Below are 19,794 nucleotides of genomic sequence, written 5' to 3'. Positions count from 1 at the left end.
CGCGGTGTTCAATAGCGGATGCGGGCATAGGCAGTCTGCTGCGCGGCGTCGAGTGCCTGCTTCAGGGTGACGATGCCTTTTTCCGCCAGCAGCGGAATCATTTTTAGAAACACTTCGGCCGTAACCGATGCATCCCCCACAGCCGTATGGCGTCCGACGATATCGACGCCGAAACGGCGCGCGAGCGCTTCCAGCGAGTGCTGCTCCTGGTTCGGATGAATCACCTGCGACAGCAGCAGCGTGTCGAGTACCGGCTGGCTGAATCGGATGTTCGTCCGTGCTTCCTTCATTTGCAGGAATTTCATGTCGAAGGCCGCGTTGTGCCCCACCAGCACGGTATCCTCGGCAAAGCGGTGAAACTGCGGCAGCACTTCGTCGATCCGGGGCCGGCCCTTGAGCATGGCGTCGGTGATGCCGTGAATGGCGGTCGATTCCGGCCGCAGAAACTGGCCCGGCTGCACCAGCTGGTCGAAGATCTCCTGCTCCAGCAGGCGCCCGTTCACGATACGCACGGCGCCGATCGAGATGATCTCGTCGCCGGCGGCAGGCTCCAGCCCGGTTGTCTCGGTATCGAACACCGTATAGTGCAGTTCGGTCAGCGGCCGCTCGTCGAGCGCGGCATCCTGCCCGGACAGTCGAAACAGGTCGAAGTCGTAGAATTCCGGGCGGCCCGGCGGCAGCACGCCGATCTCCAGCGGCGCATGCCGCTCCGCGAGCGGCAGCAGGATGCGAAGGTACGACATCGAGCGCGACACGTCGAACTGGTACACCGCTTCGCCGCCGTGCGAAGCCACTACCGAGGACAGCGTCAGGTCGGCCTGCCCGACGCTTAGCTGCAGCGATTCGTTCTCCCACGAATGCAAGGTATCGACCGACAATGCATTGCCGCTCCAACCCAGCTCCAGATGGGCCAGGCGCCCCACCCGCTTCAATCCGATACGGATTTGCGGCACCGCCTGCTCATGCGTCAGGCGATGCGCCAGATACGTCAGCGTATGCGTCAGCGCGTAGCTGTCGACCTGCAGCCACAGCGTGGCATCGTCGCCATGTCCAGCATCGCGGCAATTCTCCTCGAGCACCACGTTGTCGAGCCGGCGCAGCAGCAGCGCCAGCAAGTCGCTGCCGCGCATCTCTTCCAGCCGCCACTGTCCGCCGTGGTCGTCGGCACGCTGGCGATCCGCATCTTCGATCTGGCCGGTCAGCCGCTGCGACTCGTTGTCGATGATGCCGATGAACTGCTGCCGCTTGTACTCGCTCAGCTCCGGGAAGTCCTGCATGATTTCCACCGCGGCGCGGATGTTGGCCAGCATGTCGCGCGTTTCATGCGTCAGCAGCTGCTGCAGGCGCTCGCGCCTGATTTCCGCCTCGACCTTGCGGGTGATGTCGTCCAGCGTCAGGACGAATCCGTTCAAGGACCGGGCTTTGTCGAGGACCGGCACCATCTGGGCGCGCACGATGATTTGCCCGGCCTTCAGGCTGGTCACGAACACGGAAAGCGGGCTGGCGGCCCGCTCCGGATGCTGCAGCTGGAACTGGATCTGTTCCAGCGCATGAATGATCAGGCCGCGCTCGAGCAGGCCGAACACGGAGCGCCCGAGCCCGACCGACGCGGCACTAGCCGCACTGCCCTGCGCAGCCTCGAACAGTTTTCTGGCGCGGGTGTTGTAGAGCAGGATGCGGCCTTCGATATTGCACACCAATACGCCCTGCGCCAGCTCCGACATCAGCGCGGCCAGCCGGTTGCGCTCTTCGGCGAGCGCCTCGTTGGCTGCTTCGATTTTTGCCTGCACGTCGTCGCGCAGCTGCTGGTGGGATGTCGCCAGCCGGTTGAGCTTTGCGCCAAGCTCCCGCACTTCTCGCGCGCCCTGTGGCGCTATCCGGTAGCCGGGATTGCTCATCAGGAGAACTGCTTCTTCCGCCATGCGCGCCATCGGCGCAAGGTAGCGGCTGATCAGGGCTTTCAAAGCCAGCCCTTGCGCGGTCACCAGCAGCAGCGCCAGCATCAGCATCGGAGCGGCGCGCTGCAGCAGCAGCTGTTCGATCAACTGGCGCTGGGCGGCGTCGCGATCGGCCACGATGACGAAGAAAAAGCCGCCGACAATGGCCAGCTGCGAGGCGAACATCAGCGCCAGCAACAGCCAGAAGCGATATTTGAAAAGAATCTTGCGGATCATGTGCTTGCGGACAGCAGATCGCCAACCGAGGCCATCAACTGTCGGGTGGAGAATGGCTTGGTGATGTACGCGTCGGCGCCGAGCGCCAATCCTTTGCTGATGTCCACGTCGCGCACCTTTGCCGACAGCATCACGATTTTTACCGCGCCCCAGTCGCTGCGTTCCCGGATCTTGCGACACACTTCGTAGCCATCCATTGATGGCATCAGGACGTCCAGCAGGACCAGGTCAGGCCGAAACGTCTCCATCTGCTGCAGTGCTTGCTCGCCGTTGTGCGCCAGCGCGACCTCATAGCCTCGCTGCTGCATCAGGAATTCAAGCGATATGACAATATTCGGTTCGTCGTCGACGATCAGTATTTTCCTGGCCATCAGATACGTCTCCGCTTGCGGCTCTACGGGCAGGCAAATCCTGCCCTCCATAAGCAAACCCCGGGAATGACTTCCCGGGGCTCGCGGTACGGCGCAAACCGGTCATGCCGGTTTAGCGCCGTGGGGTACGGCGTTAGTGGCCGGAGGCCGCGGAAGCGCCGATACCGGTTTCGGAACGCACTTTCTGCGCCGGGTAGCCGGCACGGTCGGCACGGGCACGCTCGCTGTTGTCGAGGATCGAGAACAGCCAGATGCCAATAAAGCCAGCCGCCATCGAGAACAGTGCCGGCGAGGTGTACGGGAAAATCGCGTCCTTGTAACCGAAAACATCCACCCATACCGACTTCGAGATCACCGTGAGAACGACTGCGGTGATCAGCCCGAGGAAGCCGCCGATGGTGGCGCCGCGGGTGGTGCAGTCTTTCCACAGTACCGACATGAACAGCACCGGGAAGTTAGCCGAAGCCGCAATCGCGAATGCCAGGGACACCATGAACGCGATGTTCTGCTTCTCGAACACGATGCCCAGAACGACTGCGATGATGCCCAGAACGACCGTCGTCATGCGAGACACGCGCAACTCGTTTGCACTGGTTGCCTGGCCCTTCTTGAACACGGTTGCATACAGATCATGCGATACCGCCGATGCGCCGGACAGGGTCAGGCCTGCGACCACAGCCAGAATCGTTGCAAACGCCACCGCCGAGATGAAGCCGAGGAACACGTTGCCGCCCACAGCCTTGGCCAGATGGATAGCAGCCATGTTGTTACCGCCCAAGAGCTTGCCTGCCGCATCCTTGAACTCCGGATTGGTGCCGACCAGCACGATCGCGCCGAAACCGATGATGAAGGTCAGGATGTAGAAGTAAGCGATCCAGCTGGTTGCCCAGAACACGGATTTACGTGCTTCCTTCGCGCTCGGGACGGTGAAGAAGCGCATCAGGATGTGCGGCAGGCCGGCAGTACCGAACATCAGTGCCATGCCGAACGAGATTGCGGAAATCGGATCCTTGATGAAGGTACCCGGCCCCATGATCGCATCTTTCTTCGAGTGAATTTCGACCGACTTGGCAAACAGCGCTTCCGGGCTGAAATTGAACTGCGCCATCACGACGAAAGCCATGAAGGATGCGCCAGCCAACAGCATGATTGCCTTGATGATCTGCACCCAGGTGGTTGCGGTCATGCCGCCGAACAGCACGTACACCATCATCAGCGTGCCGACGATGACCACCGCGATCCAGTATTCGAGGCCGAACAGCAGCTTGATCAACTGGCCTGCGCCGACCATCTGCGCGATCAGGTAGAACGCCACGACCACCAGCGTGCCCGATGCCGCAAACGCGCGGATCGGAGTCTGCTGGAAGCGGTAGGCGGCCACGTCGGCAAACGTGAAGCGGCCCAGATTACGCAGGCGCTCTGCCATCAGGAAGGTAATCACCGGCCAGCCGACCAGGAAGCCGATCGAATAGATCAGGCCGTCGTAGCCGTTGGCAAAAACGGCAGCGGAAATACCGAGGAAGGATGCTGCCGACATGTAGTCGCCGGCGATCGCCAAGCCATTCTGGAAGCCGGTGATCCCGCCGCCTGCAGTATAGAAGTCGGCGGCCGACTTGGTCTTTGCCGCTGCCCACTTGGTGATGAACAGCGTAAAGATCACGAACACGCCGAACATGCCGATCGCGGTCCAGTTGGTTGCCTGCTTTTCAGCCTGGCCAAGATCGGCGCCAGCCGCATAAGCGGCGCCGGCTGCGGCAAACAATGCCAGGGAAGTCAATACTCGATTCATCTTCTGCATCACAGCACCTCTTTGCGAATTGCGGCGGTCATCTCGTCGAACTCGCTATTAGCGCGCCGAACATAAATACCCGTGATTACAACGGTAAACACAATGACGAACAAGCCAACCGGCATGCCCCAGGTCATGACACCTGCGCCCATCTTTTCTGCGAGCCACTCTTTTTTGAATGCCACCAGCAGGATGAAGCCGTAGTACACGACCATCATGATTGCGGTGAGCGTCCATCCGTATGAAGAACGCACCGATACCAATCTCTGGTATGTCGGGTTCGACTGGATTTTTTGAACAATGTCGTCTTCCATCTGCACATCTCCTATAGTCTCTGTTGGAATTTTGTGTCGAGTTTTGTGCAGCATATGCGGGTTGGCTTACGGTTCGCTTACCAAAAGCACACTGAACATAAAATTGACGACGAACAGAACCTGCCTGCGGGAAGACTGCATATCAGGAATCACGATGAGGAAAGTGCCGCATGCCGATACTCCCGCTCGTGCAGGCGGATGTCGATCAGCGGAAACATGTTGTCGCCGGCCAGCGATGCGATAGCCGGGAAAGACGCGTCAAAGGGGATAGGGTTTCAGTTGCCCGAAAAAATCAGCCGGGATGCGCTACGGCGCCCAGGCGCTGCTGCATGGCGGGCGTCATGTCGACGTTGTGCTCTGCATCGATCAGCATCACTTCCTGCAGGCCGAGGTGCTGTGCCATTTCCTTCCAGCGCGATGGCCCGGCGACGAACAGCGGCTTGGAGTTGCCGTCAGACCGCAGGCCGACGTCCTTGCCGCCGGAGGTAATAATAGTTACTGACGCAACAACGTCGGTAGTCTGTCCAGTGCGCGGGTCGATGATGTGCGGATGGCGTTTTCCATCCTTCATGAAGTAGCGCTGGTAGTCGCCGCTGGTGCCGACCGCTTCGTTGTCCTGCAGCTCGATGCTGGCCACGGTGCCTTCCGAGCGCGGGTCGCGGATGCCGACGCGCCAGGCACGATTGCCGGGCCGCCCGATCGCGATGATATTGCCGCCGACATTGACCAGCGCAGCCTTCACATGAGCATCACGCAGAATGCGCGCGGCGCGGTCCAGCGCATAGCCTTTTGCGTAGCCGCCCAGATCGAGCATTACTGCCTTGTTCCTGCTTGAAATTCGTGTTCCTTCAAACACCAGATCCGTCATCCGCGGATTGGCGTCGACCCAGCGTCTGATTTCTTGCTGGCTCGGACCGTGTTCGGTAATGTCGCTGCTCTGAAAACCCCACAGGCGGATCAGGTGCCCGATCGCCGGGTTGAACAGGTTCTGTGATTGCTCCGCCAGTTGGGTGGCCGACTTCAGCAGATCGACCATTTCCTCGTCAGCCTGGAACGTCTCGCCGCGCGCGATGGCGTCGTTCAGCGCGGTCAACTGGCTTGGCTGCCATGCGTGGAACTTGTGGTGCAGCCGGTCGAATTCCTTCAGCACTTCTGCGCCTAACTCCTGCGCGCGCTGTTCCGACTCGCCGTAGACGCTGACTTCGACCTGGGTGCCGAACACATGTCCCTGCGTGCGGTAGACCGCGTCGTTGCGACCGCAGCCAAGCAACAACGTCATCAGAAACACAACCGACAGCCACGATCCCGCCTTACGCATGCCCAAAAACTCCGTACATCCATTCCTGCAATAAAAAACGCCGGCCGCGCCCGGTGATGTGCGGCGGCCGGCGTTTAGCGTGCTATTAGCTCGCCTTGCTGACCATGTAGTCGATGGCCGCCTTGACTTCTTCGTCTTTCAGTGCAGCATTACCACCCCGCGGCGGCATCATCTTGAAGCCGTTGAGGGCGTGGGTGTACAGCGTATCCTTGCCCTGTGCAATGCGCGGGCCCCACATTGCCTTGTCGCCGAACTTCGGCGCACCCAGCACGCCTGCGCCGTGGCAGGACACGCAGTTCGCGTTGTAAACCTTTTCGCCCAGTGCGAGGTCGCCGCCGCCAGCTGCAGCGCTGGCTGCAGGCGCACCCGATGCTGCCGGAGCCGATGCTGCCGGAGCCGATGCTGCCGGAGCCGATGCTTCCGGAGCAGACGCTGCCGGTGCCGGAGCAGGTGCCGGAGCCGGTTCAGCCGGAGCGGAAGCTGCCGGCGGCGTCGACGCTGCTGGTGCGGCAGCGGCAGGCGCTTCTTCTTTCTTGCTGCATGCTGCTGCAAGCAGGGCTACCAAAAGAATCGGCAACAATTTGGATGATCTCTTCATACCTTACCTTTCTTATTTAAAAAACAAACTACTGAAAAAAACTGTTCAATGCGATGTATCGTGCGCCACGCCGCCCTTGTTATTGACCATGTTGACGCTGATCTGCTCGAACCGCAGAATTTTACCGCCTTCCTTGTGTGCAAAGGCTTCGGCATCCTGCATATTGGAGAACGAGCCGAAGGTCGGCCCCATCGAACCGTGCTTGCGGCTGCCCACGACGTAGAACGCCGCTTTTGCGTCAATCCAGTGACCTTGCGGATGTTCCCAGTCTGCCTTGCCCATGTCCTGCACGTACATGGCGGCAATAGCACGTTTGTGTTCCGGCAAAAGCACGACGCTGAACAACTCCGTCAAGTCGCAGAAGAAGTCCGGCTTGCCTTCCGTGTAATGCATCTGTGCCTTCGGTCCAGCATAGTCATTAAGAATCATGCCGTCCAGTGAACATGCAGTGTCGGCATTGGGATCCTGCGCCGCAATATTCTGCGTTGCCTGGCTACATGCTCCCAGTACAGCTAACAGGGCCAGGCCTGAGGCCCACCGCGTTGCCGTCTTGCGCAGCAAGCTCTTGCCGCCGATAACTTCCAATTTCACTTGAATCTCCAATGCGCAATGATGAATGGGGTAACGATCCACATCAACATGATGCCGATCAGCACGGCCGGATTGGTCAGATTCTGCGGCATCACTGTCGCGAGGCCATACATGTTCTGTACCTGTTCCGAGCTGAAAATATTTAGCAACCGGAAAATATCGGCCGGATTCAGCATCAGCAGCGTGCCGAACAAGCCACTACCGAGCGCACCCTGGCTCATCACCAGCATGCCCATCACCAGCAGATCGAAGATCAGCACGAAGAAAAACCATAATCCGATTGCCACACCGGAAGCGCGGATGCGGTCGGCCGCCAGCACCGAGACCAGCAGCGACAGGCTGAGGAAGGCCATGCCCATCAGGATTGCCGAAAACACGAAGCCGAGATAATGATAGATATCACGCGCGCCGAGCTGATCAGCCAACAGCAGCACGCCTGCACCGAATCCGATCACGGTGGAACAGGCGAGCGCCGCCGACAGGCCGGTGAATTTACCAAGCAAGATTTCGAAGCGGGTGATCGGCATTGCCAGCAGCAACTCGAGCGAGCCGCGCTCCTTCTCCCCGACCACGGCGTCGTAGCCAAGAATCAAAGCGATCAGCGGCACCAGGTAGATCACCAGGCTAACCAGGCTGGCGATCGTGACGTCGATGCCGCGAAAGCCCACCGCGCCCTGCTGCGCCGAGCCGAAATAGGCGATTGCCACCGAAAACAGCGAGAAGATCAGCGCCACCGCCACGACCCAGCGGTTGCGGATACGGTCACGGAATTCCTTGCTGGCGACGACGCGCACCTGCGACCATTCAATTCTTCCGGCCATGCAAACCTCCGTATCCCAAAAACAGGTCTTCCAGCGACGGCTCGTGGATCGCGATGTCGTGCACCGTATCCGCCAGCGCCGCCAGAATGTTGAGCACCGCGACCTTCTGTCCCGGCAGGCAGGATACGCGCACGCAATCCTGTTCGATCTTGAGCTCCAGCCCCGCCAGGCTCGCCAGCGCATCGTGCACGCGCGAGCCTTGCCCTGAGCGCAACTGGATGCGGATTTCCGACGGCAGCACCATCTGGGCGCGCAATTGCGCCAGCGTGCCCTGCGCGGCAATGCGTCCGGAATTGAGAATCACGAGGCGGTCCACCCGCTCCTGAATTTCAGCAAGAATGTGCGACGTGATGATGATGGTCGCGCCCTGCGCCTTCACCTCGTGCAGGATCTGGTAGAAATCGTGGATGCCTTCCGGGTCGAGGCCGTTGGTCGGTTCGTCCAGGAAGATCAGGTCGGGCGAGCCGAGCAGCACCTGCGCGAAGCCGAGTCGCTGGCGCATGCCCTTCGAATAGCCGCGCACCCGGCGCTTGGCTGCGTCTGCCAGGCCGACACGTGCCAGCACATCGTCGCAGGCACTGCGCGGCACCTGCTTAAGGTCCGCGAACAGGCGCAGCACTTCCATCCCGGTCAGGTTGTCGTAGGTGACGAATGTCTCAGGCAGATAGCCGATGCGGCGCCGCACAGCGCGGAAGTCGCGCCCGTCGATCGGCACTCCGCTTACCAGCACCGCGCCGGACGTCGCCGGAATCAGGCCCAGCATCAGCTTGAACAGCGTGCTCTTGCCAGCGCCGTTATGGCCGATCAGCCCGATCATCTCGCCGCGCTCCACCGACAGGCTGACGCCGTCGACCGCCTGCACGTCGCCGTAGCGCTTGCTGACGTTTTTTACTTCAATCGGTAGACTTGCCATTCCATTTGCTCCAATCCTGATGCCAGGGGCGCATGCGCGCATGCTTGTCGACCACGCTCGGCGCGCGCAGCACGGGGAACTGGCGCGCCACGAAGCGCAGCGTCTGAATAGACGGGCTGGAGAGCAGCAGCTTGACCAGCGGGTACTGCCAGTTGAGGCGATCCACGACGTCGTTCGCCTCGTAAGCGACATCGCCGACGCCGTCACCGTTCTGGTCCCAGCCACTGTAGTTACTCCAGTAATTGCCCTTGCTGCGGCCCCACTCGACATCGCGCGACGCGACGAATTTTACCTGTTCCTGGTTGTCGATGAAGTCGTTGCCATCGACCGTGTTGTTGCTCGATCCGGCAGACAGATGCACACCGGTGCGGTTGCGCACCACCAGGTTGTTCCTCAGGATGTTGAATTCGGCATCGTAGATGAAGAAACCGCGGTCGTTATCGGCCACGACATTGTTCTCGATGATCGAGTCCTGGATCGTACGCAGCATGATGCCGTGATCGACATTGCCCCAGGCGCGGTTATTGCGAACCACAAGCCGGCGCACTTCCATGAGCGCCAGCCCGCCATGGCTTTGGTACACCTCGTTGTTTTCCCAGGTGCTGTCATTGGTGTTCATGTAGTGCGTTCCATACCGCACATGATGAATTGTATTGCCGCGAAATTGCGCTCGGCGCGACCAGTCGACATAGATGCCGTCGCGCGTGTAGCTGATCTTGTTGTCGATGACCTGCGAGTTGTCGGTGTTGTAAACCTCAATCCCGTTACCGCGCTTCACCGACATCAAGTCGCTCCTGCCGGTAATCACGTTACGCACCAAGCGCGAGTCGGCCGACTTCTCCAGCCAGATGCCAAACAGGTTGGCGACCAGTTCGCAATCCTGCACAAGCGCGCGATCCGAACCCGGCGTGATATAGATGCCAGAATTCTGGGCATCGATATCGGTGCCGCTGTCGCGTACGATCAAGCCCTGTATCGTGACATCGGTTGCGCTGACCCGGATCGTGTCTCCGGAAAAGCCGGCGCTGATGGTTGGACGATTGATGCCCTGTAGCGTGATTGGCTTGTCGATCGTCAGCCGCTCGGCATAGTTGCCGCGCTCGACCCGTACCGTGTCGCCCGGTTGCGCCGCGCGTATCGCAGCGGCGATAGACTGGCCGGGCTTTACCTGCAGCACCGCGCTCCACGCGCTACCGCTTGCTGCGATGAGCATTCCGAACAGCAGTGCCGCACTCTTGCTCAAATTCCTCACTGCCTTCACCGGAATGCTCCGCTACAACCATCTTTCATGGCGCTTATCCTGCCTTCTTGTTCAGCTCCGCCGCTTTCTCCGACAGGTTGCGACGCACGCTATCGAGCGGGATGAAATAGCCCTTGCCGTCGATCGGGGTCAGCGGCATCCCAGCCTTTTCACGCGACTTGCGTTCCTTCACCAGCGGCGGGCAGGCATGGTCATCGTAATACATCACCATGCAGTCGAGGCACAACAAGCATTCGCGCTGGTCAATTTTACCCTGTGCGTCGATTGCGTGCGAACCGCAACCGGCAGCGCATGCGTGGCAGGTCTGGCATTCTTTCTTGCGCTTCAGGCCGAACAGACGGAAAGTTGTCGGAATCGCCAGCCCCGCACCCAGCGGACAGATGTATTTGCAATACGGCCGCTCGCTGAAAAGCGAGATGCCGAGGATCGCGCCAACGAACAGCACGAACGGCCACGAACGGTTCCACACGCCGACCAGGAAGGTGGTCTTGAACGGTTCGATCTCGGCCAGGTGCTCAGCCATTTCCATCGAATAGAACGATACGCCAAGCAGCACCGCGAACACGCCGTACTTGATCCACTTCAGCTTGTCATGCAGCTTCTTCGGCAGCAGCCCCTGGAATCGCTTGAGTCCGACCAGTTGGCCCAGCTTGAAGGTCAGGTGCTGCAGCGAGCCGAACGGGCACATCCAGCCGCAGAACAGTCCCCTGCCCCACACCAACACGCTGATGATCAGGAACCACCAGAAAATGAAAATAAACGGATCGGACAGGAACAGCTCCCATTTCCACTGGTGGATCAGCGAATGGAACCAGGTCATCACCTGCGTGATGGAGGGCTGCGCTTTCAGATACAGCCCGACATACGCCACCGCGACGATCCACAGCAGATGGCGCGGGATCGAAATCCAGGGCTTGTTCTTGCGCTTGGAAGCGCGCACCAGACGGTCGCGCTGCGAATACAGACCGGCCGTCACCGCCAGGAAGACGACGAACAGGGCGATTTCGAGCGTCTTTGATTCCCACGCGAGCTTCCACGCAGCCTGCGGGCGCTGCACCTTGGGCCGGCCGCCTTCCAGGTAGCGCGCCGGCAGCCAGTACTCCTGGTCGAAGTGCGCGAACGACTTGGCGCGCGTATCGGGATCGACCTTGTTGGCAAGGAAGGTCAGCTTCCATGGCCAGGCCGGATTGAAATTGGCGGAGCGGACGATGAAGATGCCGGATTCCTTGTATGGCGGCGTGTCACCCGGCTCCAGGTGATACAGGTTCTGGTAGTCCGTGTCCCGGAAGGTGAAGGTGCCGGTATCCTGCCGGACTTGAACGCGGTCGTAGATGCCGCCACGCACGAAGCCCGAGCCCTTGAACGTTACTTGGCCATTGGCGATGACGAAGATCGCGTGCTCGTCCTGCTTCAGGTCCTGCATCAGGCGCGCATAACCGCGCTCACCCAGCAGGCTGATGCCCAGCGTCGGCGTATTCAGGTAACCAAAATACAAATCCATGTACGGCCGGCCGCTGTCGCCGCTGCCGATGTCGGATGCCTGCACGACCAGATGCTGGACGCTGCCTTCCTTCTCCAGCGCCGCCCAGTTCAGGTTTTCTCGCAGCGCCGTGAAATGCGCGCGCGGCCTTGCCGTCACCTTGAAAATGCCAACCTGTTTGCCGATCTCGTACGCGCTTTGCGCAATCACCTGGTTTTCCGCAATTGCGGTCACGGTCGCGCCGCTGATCGCATCCAAGCCGATAGCGCCATCGTCGCTCTGGCCGTGACCGATCTCCAGCTTAGCTGCGGCCGACTTGCCGATGTACTGGGCAATGAACTTCGTTAACTCAGACTCGGGAATGCCGGCCAAGAGAATTGGCTCGGAGTGCTTCAGCACGCGCACGCCGGTGATGATGCCTTTCATGTCCATGCCGATGAGCGTAATGACCGGCTTGCCCGAATACGCAGGGATGTCCACCACATCGGTAGACAAGAATACGTAACCAACGATGCGCTGCTTGCCGTTGTCGTCAGCGTAGGCTTCGACATATGTGGGCGAACCCTTGCGCTTGGAGAAGTGCTGTGCAGACGGCATTACCTCGCCGCAGGGCGCGTAAGCGCACAGGTCCGGTCCGCTCATCAGTTCGGGCGGAAGGTGGGTGTCGTACATCGAGGCACCGGCGCGCGGCGCGATCAGCAGGCTGGCGATTGCAACCCAAAGGACCATAGCCAGCTGCAACAGCCATTGCCGGCGATGAGAGAAATTCATGTTGATTTGCTTGAGCATTTCCGAAATATCCTGATCGGCATGCGTTGATTGAGTGCTTCTTCCTGCGCGAGGGGGGAGCGACGAAAGGCCTTTCATCAGAGCCTGCTCCGCATGGAAACAGGCTCTAAAAAAACCGTAGGGCGGGACTGCCGTGCCCGCCCTACGCAAAGCACCGGGTACCTGTTATGCCTCCACCAGGAAACGACTACGCATTTCCAGATGCAGCGCGTGGCAGAAGTGGGTGCAATAAATCCAATAAGCACCCGGTTTGTCGGCCTTGAAGGTTACCGACTTGGTTTCCTGCGGATTGACGATGAAGTTGATGTTGTACATCGGGATTGCGCAACCGTGGGTCAGATCTTCCACCTTGTCGTGGTTGGTCAGCGTGATCGTGACTTCGTCACCCTTCTTCACCTTAATCACCGGAATGCTATAGGCCGGTGCGACGGACATCATACGCACGTGGACCTTATTGCCATTGCGGGTAATACCGGCATTTTCCGGCTTGACCGCATTCGGGAAGTCGTCCATGTTGTAGATCTGGCGCGTCTTGACGACATCGCGGCGCACGATGATGGCGTCATGCGGTTCCGGATACGCAGTGTGGTCGGAGATGACGCGCATCTTGTCGCCGGTGATGTCGATCAGCTGCTCGGTTTCGACATGCAGCGGGCCGACCGGCAGGAAGCGATCCTTCGAGAACTTGTTGCCCGAGTTGTAGTACTTGCCGTCGGCTTCCTTGGTTTCGCCCATCGAGGCATAGCCATGGCCCGGCTGGTAGTGCACGTCGACCTTATCCAGGATGACCTTCGCGTTCTTGTCGCCCTTGAACTGCTTGATCGCGGCATCGACGTTCCACTTGACGATCTGGCTGTCCAGGAACAGGGTCGTGAAGGCATTGCCCTTGCCGTCGAAACCGGTATGCAACGGGCCGAGGCCGATTTCCGGTTCCGCAACGACTGCATCGCGTTCGGTCTTCAGCTCGCCGTTGAACCACTTCTCAACCAGCGCTACTTCGATCACGGTCGCGGTCGGCGACAGTTTGCCGGAGCAGACCATGTACTTTCCGTCCGGGCTAGCGTTCACGCCGTGCGGATTCTTGCCGACCGGCACATAGCAGGTGAGCGCAGTCTTCGGATCTTGGTTCGCTGCCTTGCGACCATCAACAACCGGCACCTTGGACTTGCCGATCGTGGTGAACTTGCCATCCTTGATCATCTTCTCGATACGAGCGATGTCGAAGAACACGCAGGCATCGCGCTCGGCGGACATCATGCCGGCTTGGTCGGCGGCATTCTCGGTGTTGTACTGGTTGGAGCAAGCATACTTGCCGTCATACGAGGTCGCGACCAAGTCGCAGTTGCCGTCGATACGCACTTGCCAGCGCACTTCCATCGATTCCGCATCGACGCACGAGAACAGCACACCCCACTTGCTCGGATCATCCAGGTCGTGGCCGTCGTTGGGCAGCGGCATGTGGAATTCACCGCCGCAGAACACGCGCGTGGTGTAGTTGATGTTCGGATCAACCGGGTCGCGCTTGTCCGGGAAGGTGCCGTGGTAGCCCATGACGTTGGGCAATTGGGTGATCTTGTCGCATTCCATGGTATCCATGCGAATGCGCGCGATCCGCGAATGCATCTTGTCATTGACCCACAGGTACTTGCCGTCGTAAGTACCGTCCTTGTAGCTGCCGTGCACGTGGTGGGTGTCGCCGGTGGTGTACTTCAGGCTGCCATCCGGGTTAGTGCCAATGATCGCCTTTGATTCGTTGGTAATACCCCAGCCGGTCATCGGGTCGATGTTGAACACCGGAATACGCTTGATCGTGCGACCGGAAGGAATACCGAAAATACGCATTTCACCCGAGTGGCCGCCGCTGGAGAGCGAATAGTAGTCGTCCAACTGGCCCGGCTCCACTTCGCTCGTCAGGCGTGCTGCGTGTCCACTTGCGGAAGCCGACGCTGCTTTCGTTACCGGAGCATCTTCCTTACAGCCGGTCAAAAGACCAGCGCCCGCGAGCCCGAGCAATGCGCTCTGACCCAGAAACCGGCGACGAGCACCGACTGCCGGCTCCTCTTTATTCAACTTGGTCTTCTTGGCGTTGTCCATGTTTACCTTTCCTCTATCGGATGCCGTTGAATTAACAAAAATGTGTTGCTAAAAATCAAATTAAAGATGCATTGCCAAGACATATTATCGGCGGCACTCCTCCGCAAAAAATATGACCTAGATCAATTTTGCCCAAGTGAACTCCAAGGATTTTTCCGAGATGTTCCTAACGCAAAATTGCGCGAGAAAGCATATATTTACTAGGGGTATTCAACAAATGATTTGCATCAAGCAATTCCTGCTCGTATTTATTTGAAGAAACTTGGATTTGTTGTGGAAGACGACGGCAGAAGCATATGTCTTTTGGGAAATATGCGGTATCCGTTGGAGGGAGGAGGCGCGCTGCCGAAGTGAATAGCCCTCTACTCCTTTCGACCTATCTCATCGAAGCCCTTCTAGTTCGCGCGAACTATCCCAAAGTGTGATCACTCTGCAATACATCTGCATAGCGTCAACTTGTCAGATCGCGCCAATTGGCGCCGCCCGATTGAAATTAATTTCTCTCAATGATTTCAGGCCATCACGGCATGAAAGTCTTCACTTATTCCAGATCAAGAAATTAGAAAATTTCCAGTACCGGCGTTGTCGACACCATATTTAGTGACTAATATCGCCACAACCACAATATGTTGTGCCACACAGGAGATGCAATGACGCAGCGCGCAATCACGTTCCTCACCCATATCATCAAGCGCGACGGCAGCACTAAGCCGTTCGATCCCAACAAAATCCTGTCCGCGCTGCTGCGCGCCGGCCAAGCCACCGGCGAATTCGGACATGAAGAAGCGGAGTCGCTGACGCTGCAAACAGTCATGCAACGCATTCAGTTGCAAGGCTCGACCGCGCCACACATCGAGCAGATTCAGGACGCCGTCGAGGCAGTACTGTTCGACGCTGGCTACCGCAAGACACTGCGCGCCTACGTCATCTATCGCGAGCAGCACAAGAAGCTGCGCAACGATCGCAAGACACTGGTCGATGTCGAATCGTCCATGAATGAATACCTGCAGCAGCTCGACTGGCGCGTCAACGCCAACGCCAACCAGGGCTATTCGCTCGGCGGCTTGATCCTGAACGTCTCCGGCAAGGTGATCGCGAATTACTGGTTGAATCACGTATATCCACCGGAAGTCGGCGAAGCGCACCGTAACGCCGACATCCACATCCACGACCTCGACATGTTGTCCGGCTATTGCGCCGGCTGGTCGCTGCGCACGCTGCTCAACGAAGGCCTGAACGGTGTGCCGGGCAAGGTCGAGTCCGGGCCGCCGAAACACATGTCGAGCGCCGTCGGCCAGATTGTCAACTTCCTCGGCACGCTGCAGAACGAATGGGCCGGCGCGCAGGCATTCAGCTCGTTCGACACCTACATGGCGCCCTTCATCCGGCTGGACAACCTGAGCTATGACGACGTCAGGCAGACGATGCAGGAACTTATATACAACCTGAACGTGCCGTCGCGCTGGGGTACCCAGACGCCGTTCACCAACCTGACATTTGACTGGGTCTGTCCGGAAGACCTGCGCGAACAGGTACCCGTCATTGGCGGCAAGGAAGTGTCGTTCACCTACGGCGACCTGCAGGCCGAGATGGACATGATCAACCGCGCGTACATCGAGGTCATGATGGCAGGCGACGCCAAGGGCCGCGTCTTCACCTTCCCCATCCCCACCTACAACATCACGCGCGACTTTAACTGGGACAGCCCGAATGCGGAACTGCTGTTCGAGATGACGGCACGCTACGGCTTGCCCTACTTCCAGAACTTCATCAATTCCGAGCTCTCGCCGAACATGATCCGCTCGATGTGCTGCCGCCTGCAGCTCGACCTGCGCGAACTGCTCAAGCGCGGCAACGGATTGTTCGGCTCGGCCGAGCAGACCGGCTCGCTCGGTGTGGTGACGATCAATTGCGCGCGCCTCGGCTATCTGTATCGCGGCGACGAGGAAGGCCTATTGGCGCGCATGGACGAATTGCTGGAACTTGGCAAGAGCAGCCTCGAAATCAAGCGCAAGGTTATCCAGCGTCACATGGACAACGGCTTATTCCCGTATACCAAGCGCTACCTCGGCACGCTGCGCAATCACTTCTCGACACTTGGCGTCAACGGCATCAATGAAATGATCCGTAACTTTACTGCCGACGAACACGACATCACGACCGAATGGGGCGATGCGTTTGCGGTGCGCCTGCTCGACCGCGTGCGCGAACGCATGCTCCAATTCCAGGACCAGACCGGCCACATGTATAACCTGGAAGCCACGCCGGCCGAAGGCACGACCTACCGCTTCGCCAAGGAAGACCGCAAGCGTTTCCCGGAAATCCTGCAGGCCGGAACGAAGGACAAGCCGTACTACACCAATTCGTCGCAGCTGCCGGTCGGCTTTACCGACGATCCGTTCGAGGCGCTCGAGCGCCAGGACCATCTGCAGCGCAAGTACACCGGCGGCACTGTGCTGCACCTGTACATGACTGAAGCAATCTCCAGCGCCGATGCCTGCCGCTCCCTGGTCAAGCGAGCGCTGTCGCGCTTCCGACTGCCCTACATCACGGTGACGCCGACCTTCTCGATCTGTCCGAAGCATGGCTATCTGAGCGGCAGCCACGAGTTCTGCCCGAAGTGCGATGCGGAGATCGTCGCGCGCAAGGAAAGAGAAGCGGAATCGCTGTAATAACCGTCTACATCAACCCGATAGGAGGAAAAGCATGACCGATCTGAGCAACCAAGCCGCGCTGGCGAAGAAACAAATCATCCTGACTGATGCCGAGCGCCAGCCGTGCGAAATCTGGACACGCGTAATGGGCTACCACCGACCGCTGTCCTCATTTAATATAGGCAAGAAAGGAGAATTTCATGAGCGTAAGTATTTCAGTGAGCAGTGCGCGCAGCACAGCGACTGAGCCGGCGCAGCGCTTGCTGAAGGTGGGCGGCATCACGCCGTTCACCGCGACCGACTTTCCCGGCAAGCTGGCCGCAGTCGTGTTCGCGCAAGGCTGCGCATGGCGCTGCGGCTACTGCCACAATCCGCATCTGCAGCCTCGTCCGCACAAGAGCCCGCTGCAATGGTCGCGCGTACTCGGCCTGCTGCGAAAGCGCGTTGGGCTGATTGATGGCGTGGTATTTTCCGGCGGCGAACCAACCCTCGATCCCGGCCTTGGCGAAGCCATGCGCGATGTACGCAAGCTCGGCTTCGAAGTGGGCTTGCATACCGGCGGCGCCTATCCGCGGCAACTAGAGGAAGTGCTGCCGCTGGTTGACTGGGTCGGCATCGACGTCAAGGCGCCCTTCGACGAGTACGAGAGCGTTACCGGCGTATCTGACAGCGGCGCCCCGGCGCGCGCATCGCTGGCAGCCGTACTTGCTTCGGGTGTCAAATACGAAGTGCGCACCACGGCACACCCGACGCTGCTGCCGGAAGACAGAATTGAACAACTGGCACGCGAGCTTGCCGGCATGGGCGTGGCCAATTATGCGCTGCAGGTGTTCCGGTCCCAAGGATGCAAAGACAGGACGCTCAATGCCACTGCAATGGCCGGCTATCCGCGCGCAGAGCTGGAGCACAAGCTGTCACTCCTCTTTCCTCAATTTACGTTGCGTCGCGCATAGGCGCAGCAGCAGGGCGCATTGCAATGCGCCCTGCTGCCATTTCTGCCTCTTTCCTTCGGAAGACTTCGATTGAAATGAACTGAGCAGCACCGGCACAGCCCAGTGTTGCGGTGCCTTCGGCGCGCCTTATTTGGCGGTGGACCCGAACGCGGCAGTTGCTACATCAAGCGAGGCGGCGACCTTCTCGATGATTTTTTCCGCGTCCTGTACATCGAAGTCGGTGTGATAGCGCTTCTTCACGCCGTAGTCGTTGAACTGATGATAGTGATCCGGCACGATGTCATGCCGGGCCAGGGTGCTTTTGGTGCACGCCAGGGGACAGCCGTCCAGCGCAATGATGGGGCGGCCGGAACGGGCAATTTTGAGCAGATGCGGCACATCGCCACCTACACCGGCGATGCACGACATTTCGGCGATTCCGCGACGATCCAGCTGCACTGCGACATGGTTTGCCATCTGCGCGACGCTGGAACATCCGGAGCATGAGTACACCAGGGGAAAATGCGGGTCCTTGGACGGCATGCTCGGCCCTCCGCGCCGTTCAGGACTGACTGCGGCCGGCGCCAGGAATAATGCGACCCAGCACGCGGGCCGGCGCCAGGCGCCCCAACTCGAATACCGGCAGATCGATCGCATCGAGCGTGTTCTTTACCAGCAAACCCAATTCAGTATCGCCTTCCATCAGCAGACGGCGGCTGAAGAACAAGGTATCCGGATCCTCCTGGCGGCGCGCCAGCAGCAGGAAGTCATGAGCACTAGCGCAGATCGTCAGGTCCGGCTCGCCCACCGGCTGAACGGCAGCGAAGCGGCTGCCATTCCACTGGAAGTCGAAAGACAGGCACGCATCGCTGACCTTGATGCGCAGCTTTTTGCCATTCAGGGTTTGACGCACGTCTTCCGGCAAATTGCCTTTCAGCGCCAGGTTCAAGCCCGTGGCGAACAGCAGCGAACCCGGAAAGACCGGCAGCAGCGACAACAGCTTGCCTACCGGCTCGGGCAACAGAAAGCGGTTTTGATTCATGGAAAAGCCCTCGTTAAAACATTTTCATGCGCGATCACGCGACATAGAACAGCACAGTAAAATAGTGGGTGGCGCTGCCGCCCAATACGAACAGATGCCATACGCCGTGGCCGTGACGCAGCTTTTCATCGGTCGCATAGAAGATGATCCCGACCGTATAGAACAGGCCGCCGGCCGCCAGCCAGACAAAGCCGTCCCAGCTAAGCGCCGAAATAAGCGGGACAATCGCGACCAGCGCCAGCCACCCCATCAGCACGTAGATCACCAGTGACAAGATGCGCGCGCCCCTTGCCAGCCACAGCTCCTGGACCACGCCCAATAGCGCCAGCCCCCAGATCGTACCGAACAGTGACCAGCCCCACGGTCCGCGCAGCGATACCAGCGTGAAGGGAGTATAGCTGCCGGCAATAAGCAGATAGATCGCGCAATGGTCCAGCTTGCGCATGACATCCTTGGCGTGTCCGCGCACGCTGTGATAAAGCGTCGAGGTGACATACAACGTGATCAGCATGGCGCCGTAAATGCTGAAGCTGACGATCTTCCAGGGATCCCCAAGCTGCGCGGCGACGAAGATCAACACAATTGCACCCGCTGCGGCGAACAGCGCGCCGATCAGGTGGCTGATGCTGTTGAACCGTTCGCCGTAGTACATT

At 59.4% G+C, this 19,794-nt stretch carries 18 protein-coding genes; 3 read left to right on the top strand and 15 right to left on the bottom strand.

All coding sequences use genetic code 11. The features are described 5' to 3' along the window. Nucleotides 1–8: 8 nt before the first annotated feature. The 12 genes from TSA66_RS12580 to nosZ form a co-directional block, all read right to left on the bottom strand. Nucleotides 9–2,174 (bottom strand): exonuclease domain-containing protein, encoded by a 2,166-nt coding sequence (locus TSA66_RS12580; RefSeq protein WP_052452289.1) that lies wholly within the window; start codon nt 2,172–2,174, stop codon nt 9–11. Next, a complete protein-coding gene (locus tag TSA66_RS12575) occupies nt 2,171–2,545 on the bottom strand; it encodes a response regulator transcription factor (protein WP_040040277.1) in 375 nt (124 codons plus the stop codon). Before TSA66_RS12575 ends, TSA66_RS12580 begins: the two co-directional genes overlap by 4 nt. 133 nt (nt 2,546–2,678) lie before the next feature. After that, on the bottom strand, nt 2,679–4,343 hold the full coding sequence (locus tag TSA66_RS12570) for a cation acetate symporter (RefSeq protein ID WP_040040276.1): 1,665 nt from the start codon (nt 4,341–4,343) through the stop codon (nt 2,679–2,681). Continuing rightward, nucleotides 4,343–4,648 carry a DUF485 domain-containing protein gene (locus tag TSA66_RS12565; RefSeq protein ID WP_040040275.1) on the bottom strand — a complete coding sequence of 102 codons (306 nt, stop codon included), beginning with the start codon at nt 4,646–4,648 and terminating at the stop codon, nt 4,343–4,345. Before TSA66_RS12565 ends, TSA66_RS12570 begins: the two co-directional genes overlap by 1 nt. A 292-nt stretch (nt 4,649–4,940) precedes the next feature. Continuing rightward, nucleotides 4,941–5,966 (bottom strand): FAD:protein FMN transferase, encoded by a 1,026-nt coding sequence (locus TSA66_RS12560; protein ID WP_084199568.1) that lies wholly within the window; start codon nt 5,964–5,966, stop codon nt 4,941–4,943. An 85-nt stretch (nt 5,967–6,051) separates the two neighbouring features. Further along, nucleotides 6,052–6,564 carry a c-type cytochrome gene (locus TSA66_RS12555; protein WP_040040274.1) on the bottom strand — a complete coding sequence of 171 codons (513 nt, stop codon included), beginning with the start codon at nt 6,562–6,564 and terminating at the stop codon, nt 6,052–6,054. A 45-nt stretch (nt 6,565–6,609) separates the two neighbouring features. Further along, nucleotides 6,610–7,155: a nitrous oxide reductase accessory protein NosL gene (locus TSA66_RS12550; protein WP_232429464.1), complete on the bottom strand. Its 546-nt coding sequence runs from the start codon at nt 7,153–7,155 to the stop codon at nt 6,610–6,612. Beyond that, the gene (locus tag TSA66_RS12545; RefSeq protein WP_198358786.1) at nt 7,152–7,976 is read right to left on the bottom strand and encodes an ABC transporter permease; all 825 of its coding nucleotides are present in this window, start codon (nt 7,974–7,976) and stop codon (nt 7,152–7,154) included. The genes TSA66_RS12550 and TSA66_RS12545 overlap by 4 nt, the downstream gene beginning before the upstream one ends. Next, complete coding sequence (locus TSA66_RS12540) at nt 7,960–8,889, bottom strand: ABC transporter ATP-binding protein (RefSeq protein ID WP_040040273.1); 930 nt, start codon at nt 8,887–8,889, stop codon at nt 7,960–7,962. Before TSA66_RS12540 ends, TSA66_RS12545 begins: the two co-directional genes overlap by 17 nt. Further along, entirely contained in the window at nt 8,870–10,102 is a 1,233-nt protein-coding gene (locus TSA66_RS12535; RefSeq protein WP_094299057.1) for a nitrous oxide reductase family maturation protein NosD, read from the bottom strand. The genes TSA66_RS12540 and TSA66_RS12535 overlap by 20 nt, the downstream gene beginning before the upstream one ends. An 82-nt stretch (nt 10,103–10,184) precedes the next feature. Beyond that, entirely contained in the window at nt 10,185–12,401 is a 2,217-nt protein-coding gene (locus tag TSA66_RS12530) for a 4Fe-4S binding protein (protein ID WP_040042527.1), read from the bottom strand. Nucleotides 12,402–12,584: 183 nt separating this feature from the next. Further along, on the bottom strand, nt 12,585–14,513 hold the full coding sequence (gene nosZ, locus TSA66_RS12525) for a TAT-dependent nitrous-oxide reductase (RefSeq protein ID WP_040040271.1): 1,929 nt from the start codon (nt 14,511–14,513) through the stop codon (nt 12,585–12,587). A 650-nt stretch (nt 14,514–15,163) separates the two neighbouring features. On the opposite strand from nosZ, the gene TSA66_RS12520 reads away from it, so the two are divergent. The 3 genes from TSA66_RS12520 to TSA66_RS12510 are packed head-to-tail and all read left to right on the top strand — an operon-like array spanning nt 15,164 to nt 18,120. Next, the gene (locus TSA66_RS12520) at nt 15,164–17,185 is read left to right on the top strand and encodes a ribonucleoside triphosphate reductase (protein WP_040040270.1); all 2,022 of its coding nucleotides are present in this window, start codon (nt 15,164–15,166) and stop codon (nt 17,183–17,185) included. A gap of 34 nt (nt 17,186–17,219) precedes the next feature. Further along, the gene (gene nrdD / locus TSA66_RS28005) at nt 17,220–17,414 is read left to right on the top strand and encodes an anaerobic ribonucleoside-triphosphate reductase (RefSeq protein ID WP_040040269.1); all 195 of its coding nucleotides are present in this window, start codon (nt 17,220–17,222) and stop codon (nt 17,412–17,414) included. Nucleotides 17,415–17,436: 22 nt separating this feature from the next. Then, on the top strand, nt 17,437–18,120 hold the full coding sequence (locus TSA66_RS12510) for an anaerobic ribonucleoside-triphosphate reductase activating protein (protein ID WP_232429568.1): 684 nt from the start codon (nt 17,437–17,439) through the stop codon (nt 18,118–18,120). A 126-nt stretch (nt 18,121–18,246) separates the two neighbouring features. On the opposite strand, the gene TSA66_RS12505 is transcribed toward TSA66_RS12510, so the two are convergent. The 3 genes from TSA66_RS12505 to trhA are packed head-to-tail and all read right to left on the bottom strand — an operon-like array spanning nt 18,247 to nt 19,793. Further along, complete coding sequence (locus tag TSA66_RS12505) at nt 18,247–18,642, bottom strand: putative zinc-binding protein (protein ID WP_052452288.1); 396 nt, start codon at nt 18,640–18,642, stop codon at nt 18,247–18,249. Nucleotides 18,643–18,661: 19 nt separating this feature from the next. Further along, nucleotides 18,662–19,141, bottom strand: coding sequence for a ubiquinone anaerobic biosynthesis accessory factor UbiT (ubiT, locus tag TSA66_RS12500; protein ID WP_040040268.1), 480 nt, complete (start codon nt 19,139–19,141; stop codon nt 18,662–18,664). Nucleotides 19,142–19,175: 34 nt separating this feature from the next. Continuing rightward, on the bottom strand, nt 19,176–19,793 hold the full coding sequence (trhA, locus tag TSA66_RS12495; protein WP_040040267.1) for a PAQR family membrane homeostasis protein TrhA: 618 nt from the start codon (nt 19,791–19,793) through the stop codon (nt 19,176–19,178). Nucleotide 19,794 lies beyond the last annotated feature (1 nt).

This window comes from Noviherbaspirillum autotrophicum (assembly GCF_000818395.1).
GTDB classification, from domain to species: Bacteria; Pseudomonadota; Gammaproteobacteria; order Burkholderiales; family Burkholderiaceae_D; genus Noviherbaspirillum; species Noviherbaspirillum autotrophicum.
This window is presented reverse-complemented; position numbering and strand designations above follow the sequence as displayed.